The organism is Neisseria sp. HMSC070F02, from assembly GCF_001814225.1.
Lineage (GTDB): Bacteria > Pseudomonadota > Gammaproteobacteria > Burkholderiales > Neisseriaceae > Neisseria > Neisseria meningitidis.
In genome coordinates, this window is sequence record NZ_KV815415.1 from 21,685 (window position 1) to 32,223 (window position 10,539).

Sequence of the window (10,539 nt, forward strand, 5' to 3'; positions counted from 1 at the left end):
TGTCCTGATTTTTGTTAATCCACTATATTTCGGAAGGGTTCTGCAGGGAATCTTTATAAAGGAGGAGTGATGAAACTGGTAAGGCCTCAGAAAATCAGCGATCAGGTATTGTCGGTATTGGAGGAGCGCATTGCGGAAGGGGTTTACGCGGAAGGGGGCAAGATTCCGCCCGAACGCGTTTTGGCGGAAGAGTTCGGCGTTTCGCGCCCGTCGGTCAGGTCGGCATTGAATGTTTTGGTCGCCCGTCAGGTTTTGGAAGCGAGGCAGGGAGACGGTTATTATGTTTCGGTCAAGCCGCAGCAGGATTTTTTGCAAAGTTGGCAGGAGCTTTTGGGCAAGCATTCCAATTGGGAACAGGATGTTTTTGATTTCAGTTGCCACATCGAGGGCTGTATGGCGGCATTGGCGGCAGAACGCCGCACGGATGCCGATTTGAAGCGGATTGGGTTTTGGCTTGAAAAGTTTGAGGAGGCGTGCGAAAGCGGCAATTTGGAACATCAGAGCGAAGCTGATGTCAGCTTTCATCAGACGATTGCCGATGCGGCGCACAATTTGTTGTTCAGCCATTTGTCGGGCGGTTTGTTGAAAATGCTGTACCGGCAGACGCGCAGCAGCCTTATTTATCTGAATCAGGAAGAAGATCCGCGTCCGAAGCTGATGGCGCAGCACCGTGTATTGTATGAGGCAATATCAAACCGCCGGCCGGGCGAGGCTTCGGAGGCGGCAAAGGCACATTTGAATTATGTGGCGAGCAGCATCTTGAAAGACAGGGAATATCAGAGCCGTAACCGCCACGCAGATACTTTGGCGCAAAACGATTTGAAGCGCGTGCAGGATTGGGAGGTATGAATACCGTTTAGACGGTCTGGCATATTCGGATGTATCGGTATAGTGAACTAAATTTAAACCAGTACGTCGTTGCCTCGCCTTAGCTCAAAGAGAACGATTCTCTAAGGTGCTGAAGCACCAAGTGAGTCGGTTCCGTACCATCTGTACTGTCTGCGGCTTCGTCGCCTTGTCCTGATTTTTGTTAATTCACTGCTGACCAATCATTATCCGCCAGATAAAGTATTCTGCTTCATCCTTGTCTATTTCCAGCAGGAGAAAGCCAACCACTTGCTTATCCCAATAGATTGCCCTCGGAAACACATCTTCATTTTCCCGGTAGAGCCATGCGTCAGCTAAAGAGCGTACATTTGGAGCCACAAAACGTGCTCGTTCATCAGCTTCAGATATTTTCAAATCCAGCACTGCCTGAAAACTGCTCTCATCTACTAATTTCAGCTCAATCATTTTTTCTCCTTTTGAATAAATAGGGTTTTGAGGTGATTAAAGACTAATCTAACTCATATAAAAGGTAGTTATCAAAATTTATGATTCCTTTGAGGTAATCTCGGTCTGCTTTAGACAACTCAAATTCTGGAAAAGTCGCAATTAAACTGGACAAATAAAAATAATTCGGGTGCCTACGATAAGAAAAACCTGCTTGACCGAATTTCCCTTGACAAAAATCATAGGCAAGTTTCAATTCTTGACTTGTGACACCGTCTAAAATTTTATCTAACTCTGAAAGCTGACTTTTATCAGTATTTTCTATCATAGCTTTCACTGTATTTACTAAAACAAAAAGAAAATCATTAGTATTATCCAGTAGGATTGGTCTGTTAGATAACTTATTCTTTAACTCCATATAGTATTGGTCCATAATCATTTCTTCCTCTCCACTCCCAAACTATCCAACAATTCTGGATACAAATAGTATCACCCGATTTGAACGGGCGGATAAGGAAATGCCGTCTGAACAGCATTTGCGGTTCGGACGGCATTTTGTTTGCGGAGCGGCGGCGTTTGCTTAGAAGCCTTGCGCCAGCATCGCATCGGCAACTTTGACGAAACCGGCAATGTTCGCACCATTGACGTAGTTTACTGTGTCGCCGACTTTGCCGTATTTCAGACAGGATTCGTGGATGCTTTGCATGATGCCGAACAGGCGTTGGTCGACTTCTTCACGAGTCCAAGACAGGCGGATGGCGTTTTGGCTCATTTCCAAACCTGAAGTTGCCACGCCGCCGGCATTGGAGGCTTTTCCCGGGGCGTAGAGGATGCCGGCTTTGATAAATTGCTCGACCGCGCCCAAAGTCAACGGCATATTCGCACCTTCGGCAACGACGTAGCAGCCGTTTGCCAACAGGGTTTTGGCGGCTTCTTCGTCCAATTCGTTCTGGGTCGCGCAGGGCAGGGCGATTTCGGCGGCGACGCCCCACGGTTTTTGTTTTTCAAAGTATTGCAGACCTTGCTCTTTGGCGTAGGTGGCAACGCGTTCGCGGCGGACTTCTTTCAATTCGATCAAGGCGGCGAGTTGCGCTTCGGTCATACCGCTGTCGGGGAAGAGGACGAAGCCGTTGGAGTCGGAAACGGTCAGTACTTTCGCACCCAGTTGGATGGCTTTTTCGGCGGCGTATTGCGCCACATTGCCGGAGCCGGAAATCAGGACGCGTTTGCCTTCAAAACTATCGTTGCGGGTTTGCAGCATCGCTTGGGCGAAATAGACGCAGCCGTAGCCGGTCGCTTCGGGACGGATGAGGCTGCCGCCCCATTCCAAACCTTTGCCGGTCAGGACGGAAGAAAACTCGTTGCGGATTTTTTTGTATTGTCCGAACAGGTAGCCGATTTCGCGCCCGCCTACGCCGATGTCGCCGGCCGGAACATCGGTGTCCGCGCCGATGTGGCGGTAGAGTTCGGTCATAAAGGCTTGGCAGAAGCGCATTACTTCGGCATCGGATTTGCCTTTGGGGTCGAAGTCGGAACCGCCTTTGCCGCCGCCCATAGGCAGGGTGGTCAAGGCGTTTTTGAACACTTGTTCAAAAGCGAGGAATTTCAATACGCCCAAATCGACGGTCGGATGGAAGCGCAGGCCGCCTTTGTAAGGACCGATGGCGGAACTCATTTGCACGCGGTAGCCCCGGTTGACTTGGACTTGCCCTTTATCGTCCTGCCAGGTTACGCGGAACATCACGACGCGTTCGGGTTCGACGATGCGTTCCAGCAGGCTTTGCTGGGTGTATTTCGGATTTTTTGCCAAAAACGGATCGAGACTCATGAAGACTTCTTCAACCGCCTGATGGAACGGCTCCTGATTGGGATTGCGTTGTTTGAGGTTGGCAAACAGGGTGTTCAGGTCAGTCATTCGGATACTCCTTTTGGTTGATAGTGTACTAATGGGAAAACAAATTTGTAGGTGGGAATATAAACCTATTTTTTTCTGATGCCAAGCCCGATTTGGCAAAAATTGTTGACATTATTTTTTCCATGTTTTCGATGTTTGATGTTTGTTGCCGATAATCAATCAATAATCATAAATTAATTTCGTAAATAAAAATATTATTGAAATTTTATTCTAAGTAATTAAACTAGATTTTCTGATTCCAATCAAGGTAATTTTGTTTTCCCACCGGGTTTTACTGTGGAAAAGGACTGAAATTGCCAACAATCCTGCCTGCCTGTATCCGTGTTTTGGGCATTATCCGGAAATGTTACAATATGCGCCGTTTAATTTGATGAAAGACTGCTATGAAAGCCTATTTGGACTTGATGCGCCACGTCCTCGACAACGGTACGGACAAATCAGACCGCACCGGTACGGGCACGCGCTCCGTATTCGGTTATCAGATGCGTTTTGACTTGGGCAAAGGTTTTCCGCTGCTGACGACCAAAAAGCTACATCTGCGCTCGATTATTCACGAGCTGCTTTGGTTTCTCAAAGGCGATCCCAATATCAAATATCTGAAGGACAACAATGTTTCCATTTGGGACGAGTGGGCGGACGAAAACGGCGACTTGGGACCGGTTTACGGCTACCAATGGCGCAGTTGGCCCGCGCCCGACGGACGCCATATCGACCAAATTGCCAATGTGGTGGAACAAATCAAGAAGAATCCGGACTCGCGCCGCCTGATTGTGTCGGCGTGGAATCCGGCTTTGGTCGATGAAATGGCATTGCCGCCCTGCCACGCGCTGTTTCAGTTTTACGTTGCCGACGGCAAACTGTCCTGCCAGCTTTACCAGCGCAGCGCGGATATTTTCCTCGGCGTGCCGTTTAATATTGCCAGCTACGCGCTGTTGACGATGATGATGGCGCAAGTGTGCGGATTGGAGGCGGGCGAGTTTGTCCATACGTTTGGCGACGCGCACCTGTACCGCAACCATTTCGAGCAGGCCGCATTGCAGTTGGAACGCGAACCGCGCGCCTTGCCTGTGATGAAAATCAATCCTGAAGTCAAAGATTTGTTTGCCTTCAAATTTGAAGATTTTGAGTTGGAAGGCTACGATCCGCATCCGCACATCAAGGCGGCAGTGTCGGTCTGAGGAGGGGTATATGGACAGGCATTTCGGGCGCAGGCGTTTTCTGACGGTTGCCGCCGTTGCGGCGGCGGGCGCGGCGGTTTCTTTCCTGCCGAATCCTTTTGCCGCCGATGATGAAAAACGCAATAAAGATGAAAAACGCAATGAAAATGTGTTCTTCTGGAAAGGTGTCGCGCTGGGTTCCGGTGCGGAGCTGCGCCTGTTCGGTGTGGACGACAGACAGGCGGCGGATTTGGTCAACAAGGTTTTGGCGGAAGTGGCGCGTTTGGAAAAAATTGTTCAGCCTTTACCGTGAAGACAGCCTGATCAGCCGCCTGAACCGTGACGGTTATCTGACTTCGCCGTCGGCGGATTTTTTGGAACTGTTGAGCCTGTGCCGCGATATTCACGCGCTGACGGAAGGCGCGTTCGATCCGACAGTGCAGGTTTTGTGGAAACTGTATGCCGATTATTTTTCCGCCCATCCCGATGCGGAAACGCCGCCGCTGGAGAATAGCGTGAAGGAAGCCCTGAAGCGGGTCGGCTTCGGCAAAGTCTCGTTTGACGACCGTGAAATCCGTTTTACCGAAAAGGGTATGGGTTTGTCCTTGAACGGCATCGCGCAAGGCTATATCACGGACAAGGTTGTTGCGCTGCTTAAAGCAAACGGCGTGCCTGCCGCGCTGGTCGATATGGGCGAAATCAGGGGATTTGATACAAACGGTAAACGGACTTGGAATGTCGGCATCCGCAATCTGGACGACGAAGAAGGCGTGTTGGCAAATATCACGATGAAAGACAAGGCGTTTGCCACTTCGGGCGGCTATGGGACGGTGATGGACAAGGCGGGCAGGTTTACCCATTTGTTCGATCCGCGGACCGGCGCGGGTACGCCGCGTTATAAAAGCATGAGCGTGATGGCGGATGATGCGGCGGTTGCCGATGCCTTGTCGACGGCGTTTTCCATTATGGATTTGCCCTTGATACGGTCGGTTGCCGAAAGCAGGCGGCTTAAGGTTTGGCTGGTCATGCCGGACAATATAGTGGATTAACAAAAACCAGTACGGCGTTGCCTCGCCTTAGCTCAAAGAGAACGATTCTCTAAGGTGCTGAAGCACCAAGTGAGTCGGTTCCGTACCATCTGTACTGTCTGAGGCTTCGTCGCCTTGTCCTGATTTTTGTTAATTCACTATACTTTGAACGAAATAGGCTGAACCTGAAGCAAAAATGCCGTCTGAAAGGCTTTCAGACGGCATTTTTGCTGTTTGGATGGCTTTTAAAGGATGTCCAAAGAATTGATGAAAACAATAATAATGGCAATCGGGGCGAGGTAGCGCAAGGTATTCAGCCACAGCAGCAACACTGCCCGTGGTACGGTGCTGCCCGCGCCGGCATCTTTTAACACAGACTGCCTGTCCTGAATCCAAGCGGTAAATACGGCAACGCTCAATGCGCCGACAGGCATGATGACTGCAGAAATAAGGTAGTCCCACAAATCAAAAATGGTTTTGCCGAAAACCTTAAACTCACCCCATACGCCGAAAGACAGCGCGGATGGGATGCCGACAATGAAAATAGCCGTGCCGATAAGCCAAGTATGTTTTTTGCGTTTGCGCTCGTCTTGGCGGATGGTTGCGGCAATGACCGTTTCCAACATCGAAAATGCCGAAGTCAGCGTGGCGAAAACGACCAGCAGCATAAATACCGCAAACAAAACCGTACCGAACGGCATCTTCATAAACACTGCGGGCAATACGATAAAAATCAATCCCGGCCCCTGGCTCGGTTCAAAACCGAAGGCGAACACCGCCGGAAAAATCACCAAACCTGCCAACAGCGAAACCAAGAGGTTCATCCACATAATCGTATGCCCCGAGCGGAACATATCCTGATCTTTTCCCAAATACGAAGCATAGGTAATCATAGCGGAAACGCCGATGCTCAAGGCAAAAAACGCCTGTCCCAAAGCCGTAATCATCGTATCGGCTTTAAAGTACGACCAATTCGGTTTGAGCAGGAAAGACACGCCCTCCATTGCACCCGGCAGCGTCAGCGAACGGATTGCCAGCGCAATAAAGAGGATAAACAGCCCCGGCATCAGATAACGGTTTGCCTTTTCAATGCCGTCTGAAATCCCGCCTTTGACCACCCAAACCGTAATCAGCATAAACAGTGCCTGATAGGACAGCGAACCTGCCGGATTGGAAATCGTTGTGCCGAACAGGGCTTCAAAGTCCGCTCCCGCATGGATTGCCCCCGTAAAACTGTGGACGACATAATTCAATACCCATCCGCCGACCACGCTGTAAAACGACAGCAAAACAAAGCAGGCGGTAACGCCCATGCGCCCGACCCAAAGCCATTGCGTACCCGGACGCAGAGCCCTGAAGGAATCGACGGCATTTTTACCGCCTGTGCGCCCGATATAAAACTCGGCAAGCTGGACGGGCAGGGCGACCAAGACGGTAAATATCAAAAACAGCAGGAAAAACACCGCGCCGCCGTTGGTGCCTGCCGTATAAGGAAATTTCCAAATCGCGCCCAAACCGATGGCCGAACCTGCCGCAGCAAGCACGAAACCGATTTTGGACGACCAAGAAGTATGGTTACTCATAAAATTTATTAAGAAATGTGAAGATAGTATAGTGGATTAACAAAAATCAGGACAAGGCGACCGAAGTGCAGACAGTACAAATAGTACGGAACCGATTCACTTGGTGCTTGAGCACTTTAGAGAATCGTTCTCTTCGAGCTAGGGCGAGGCAACGCCGTACTGGTTTTTGTTAGTCTACTATACATTGTAACAAAGCACTTGATGCGGCAGCACAAGCCGGGGAAGACGCTGCAAAACTTTGCCAATAGGCTGCGTAATATCGGGGGATATTGGGATTTTCTTATTTTTAAGGATGGATTCGGGGTGTTTCTTTCCAATGAACGAATATAATTTGGCGGTTTGTTGCATCAAAGGCTTTCAGACGGCATATGCCGTCTGAAAGCAGTTTATATTGCATCCAATAATTTGTCGGCGGTATGGTTGATGGTAAAACGGTTGGCGACGCATTGATGTCCTGCCGTTGCCAGTGCGTTTTTCGTTTCAGGGTTCAAGACGAGGCGTTCGATTTCGTCCGCCAAAGATTCAGGTGTCAGCCTGTCCAGCAGAATCCCCGATTGATGATGTTCGATAATTTCCTTTTGCGCCCCCAAAGTATTGGAAATCACCGCCGTTCGGCAGTACATCGCCTCGCATAATGACAAACCGAATGCCTCCGGGACGAGGCTGGGCAAAACCACGACATCGCTTTGGCGGTAAAACGAAGCAAGTTTTTCGGTAAACCCTTCAAAAGAAACAAATGGTTCTGCTCCTGAAGCAGATACGTCCCGCTTCAGGCGGCACATATAATCCGGATGTCCGTCCCCTGCCAATTTGAGCCTGATTTGAGGATATTTCCGATGCAGTATCACACAGGCTTCAATCAGGTTTTCCAATCCTTTTTCTGGACTGATCCTGCCGGCGTAGGCGACGGTAAAAAAACGGCTGTCGGGTTTTTCTTGAGAGGGAGGGAAGCGATCGGTATCGATACCGTTATGAACAATCCGGTATTTTTCTTTAAAGGGATTGTCGGCGGTTTGCACATCGTAAACCAGACGGGAAACGCAAATAAAGCGGTCGGTGTTTTTCTGTATCAGGCGGTGATAAAAATCAGTTTTGTTGGCGACAACATTATGTTTGACAAATATCAGGCGCACCCCGGTCAGTTTTTTCAAAAGTATGGATAAGGCGGCAATTTTGCCGGTGTGTATCATCAGGTGGGAAATGCGGTTTTTCCGGATAAAGCGGGTAAGTGCGTAGAGCGAAAACAGCCCGTTGAGCGTGTGAAGGCGCGTTGTGAAAACGGAAGAAACTTCGGAAAATCGCCTGTGCATCAATTCATTATTTTTATTGACGGCGGTAAACATTGTGCAGTCCCGAAGCCCCAATGCTTTTGAAACATCATAGACATATTGTTCGCCTCCACCCCAAATCTTGGCCGATACGATATTTAATATCCTGAATTCTTTTTCCATTTAAAATTTTCCGCCGGATTTGTACAGATAATATAGTTTGACATATTTAATCATCGTGTAATAGCTGTGGTTGACGGACATAATCCAACCCATTTTTCCATCAAGAAACCCTTTGTTCAGGATATAAATTTTGAAAAACCCCCAAATCGGGCGGAGGATAATGTCCCTAACGAAACGCACGGGCTTTCCCTGCTCTCGGTATTTTTTGGCTGAAATGGAAGTATATTTGTTGAACTTGTTGAAATATTGTTCCCAGTTGTCGTACGTGTAGTGGTACATAAAATGCTTCAGACGGCGTTTGGGGTAGGGGGTTTGTACGGTTTCGTGTACTTTGCCTTGCACCGAACTGTCTTTTTTCGGCATCAGACGGCATACGCTGTCGGGACGCATCGCGCCGTGTGTGGCGGGATGGTTGGGGAAAAGGTTGCGGCGTTCGACAAAATAGGCGGCATAATCGCCGGTTTGGACAATTTTTGAGATTTCATCAGATAGTTCCGGCGTGCAGCGTTCGTCTGCATCAATCAGGAAAACCCATTCTCCGCCTGCCTGTTCGATGGCAAATGTTTTTTGCGCTCCGAAATCCCCATTCAAATGCCGTCTGAAGACTTTTGCGCCCAAACCCTCGGCAATTTCGGCAGTATTGTCGGTGCTGTAGTCGTCGATAACGATGACTTCTTTATCGAAACGGCAACTTTCAATACATTCCTGAATGTGGTTTGCTTCGTTTTTGGCAACAATCAATACGCTGACTTTTTTCATTATCAAGGTTTCTCAAAGCATTTTGGTTTCACAGGGCGGCAAAAAAGCCCAAACATACGTCCGGGCTTGGGAATTGGTGGGTCCGGTGGGGTTCGAACCCACGACCAAGGGATTATGAGTCCCCTGCTCTAACCCCTGAGCTACAGACCCGTCAAGAGTAGGCGCGTATTGTATAGCATAGTGGTGGGATTGACAAACTTATTTCATCCGATGATTAAGACGCAGTTGCTTCCTCCGAAGGCAAACGACGAGCTGGCGGCAATGTGTTTTTCCGTTGTCTAGAAGCTGCCGCTGCCGGTCAGGTTAATGGCGGGCAGGTCGGGGTCGTTCTGCCCGTCCCAAAGCTGGGGCGGAAGTTTTCCTTCGGGATTGCTTTGCCGGTCGGCAAAGCCCCACGCGAACGCGGCTTCGATTGCGCCCGCCGCACCCAGCGTGTGTCCGGTTTGCGGCTTGGTGGACGTGCAGGGCGTATTGTTGCCGAAAACCGCTGCAACGGCACGGCTTTCCATACTGTCGTTGTGGTGCGTCCCGGTGCCGTGCAGATTAATCCAGCCGATGTCTTCGGGCGCAAGACCTGCGTGTTGCAATGCCGTCTGAAAGGCAAGGATTGCGCCTTGCGCGTCGGGGCGGGGCGTGGAAATATGGTAGGCATCGCTGTTGGCTCCGTAGCCGACGAGTTCGGCGTAAATTATCGCACCGCGCCGTTTGGCGTGTTCCAATTCTTCCAGCACGAAAATCCCCGCGCCTTCGCCGATGACCAGCCCGTCGCGGTTCGCGTCGTATGGGCGCGGGGTTTTTTCCGGTTCGCCGTTGCGGCGGCTGGCGGCATAAAGCGAGTCGAAAACATACACTTCGGACGGGAAAAATTCTTCGCCTCCGCCCGCCAGCATCATATCGGTCAGACCGTATTTGATGGCTTCGTAGGCATAACCTATGCCTTGGCTGCCGGACGAACACGCGCTCGATGTCGGGATGATGCGTCCTTTCAGTCCGAAAAAGATGCCGATATTGGCGGCGGCGGTGTACGGCATCATACGCACATAGGTGTTGGCACTGAAGTTGCGCGACATGCCGGTCAGCAACAATTCGCCTACATCGCCGATGTCTTTGGTGCTGCCGCTGGAAGAGCCGCAGGCAACGCCCATCCGTCCGTCGGTAATGCTTTCGTCCCCGAGCAAACCGGCATCCGTCAAAGCCTGCTCCGCCGCATCGACGCACAAATACGACACACGCCCCATACTTCTGAGCTGCTTGCGCGTCCAATGTTTCGGCGGCGCGTAATCCTCAATCGGCGCACCCAGTTGCGCTTCCAATTCGGGGAAACGTTCGTGCCAATCCACTATATTTTCGCAAGACGCGTTTTGCCTGATTCCA

9 protein-coding genes, 1 tRNA gene and 1 pseudogene are annotated in these 10,539 nt (G+C 50.3%); 3 read left to right on the forward strand and 8 right to left on the reverse strand.

Features of this window, described 5'->3' with window-relative positions:
• Positions 1–69 precede the first annotated feature (69 nt).
• Positions 70–849 carry a FadR/GntR family transcriptional regulator gene (locus tag HMPREF2959_RS05005; RefSeq protein ID WP_002243779.1) on the forward strand — a complete coding sequence of 260 codons (780 nt, stop codon included), beginning with the start codon at positions 70–72 and terminating at the stop codon, positions 847–849.
• A 186-nt stretch (positions 850–1,035) separates the two neighbouring features.
• On the opposite strand, the gene HMPREF2959_RS05010 is transcribed toward HMPREF2959_RS05005, so the two are convergent.
• The 3 genes from HMPREF2959_RS05010 to gdhA form a co-directional block, all read right to left on the reverse strand.
• On the reverse strand, positions 1,036–1,293 hold the full coding sequence (locus tag HMPREF2959_RS05010; RefSeq protein WP_002232916.1) for a hypothetical protein: 258 nt from the start codon (positions 1,291–1,293) through the stop codon (positions 1,036–1,038).
• Positions 1,294–1,336: 43 nt separating this feature from the next.
• Positions 1,337–1,711 carry a hypothetical protein gene (locus HMPREF2959_RS05015; protein WP_002218874.1) on the reverse strand — a complete coding sequence of 125 codons (375 nt, stop codon included), beginning with the start codon at positions 1,709–1,711 and terminating at the stop codon, positions 1,337–1,339.
• Between the two features lie 141 nt (positions 1,712–1,852).
• Positions 1,853–3,187 (reverse strand): NADP-specific glutamate dehydrogenase, encoded by a 1,335-nt coding sequence (gene gdhA, locus HMPREF2959_RS05020; protein WP_070696457.1) that lies wholly within the window; start codon positions 3,185–3,187, stop codon positions 1,853–1,855.
• A gap of 383 nt (positions 3,188–3,570) precedes the next feature.
• Between gdhA and HMPREF2959_RS05025 the strand changes: the two genes are divergently transcribed.
• Together HMPREF2959_RS05025 and HMPREF2959_RS05035 are read left to right on the forward strand one after the other, a co-directional pair.
• Positions 3,571–4,365, forward strand: coding sequence for a thymidylate synthase (locus HMPREF2959_RS05025; protein ID WP_002243778.1), 795 nt, complete (start codon positions 3,571–3,573; stop codon positions 4,363–4,365).
• Positions 4,366–4,375: 10 nt separating this feature from the next.
• A pseudogene (locus HMPREF2959_RS05035) lies at positions 4,376–5,393 on the forward strand (FAD:protein FMN transferase).
• A gap of 224 nt (positions 5,394–5,617) precedes the next feature.
• Here HMPREF2959_RS05035 and HMPREF2959_RS05040 read toward each other — a convergent pair.
• The 5 genes from HMPREF2959_RS05040 to HMPREF2959_RS05065 all read right to left on the reverse strand — a co-directional run.
• Positions 5,618–6,955, reverse strand: coding sequence for a sodium-dependent transporter (locus HMPREF2959_RS05040; protein WP_070696462.1), 1,338 nt, complete (start codon positions 6,953–6,955; stop codon positions 5,618–5,620).
• Between the two features lie 386 nt (positions 6,956–7,341).
• Entirely contained in the window at positions 7,342–8,406 is a 1,065-nt protein-coding gene (locus HMPREF2959_RS05050) for a glycosyltransferase family 4 protein (RefSeq protein WP_002243774.1), read from the reverse strand.
• On the reverse strand, positions 8,407–9,165 hold the full coding sequence (locus HMPREF2959_RS05055) for a glycosyltransferase family 2 protein (protein ID WP_002218882.1): 759 nt from the start codon (positions 9,163–9,165) through the stop codon (positions 8,407–8,409).
• Between the two features lie 74 nt (positions 9,166–9,239).
• Positions 9,240–9,315 (reverse strand) — tRNA-Ile (locus tag HMPREF2959_RS05060).
• A 128-nt stretch (positions 9,316–9,443) separates the two neighbouring features.
• A partial coding sequence (locus HMPREF2959_RS05065) for a beta-ketoacyl-ACP synthase (protein ID WP_371441779.1) occupies positions 9,444–10,539 on the reverse strand: 1,096 nt, incomplete at its 5' end.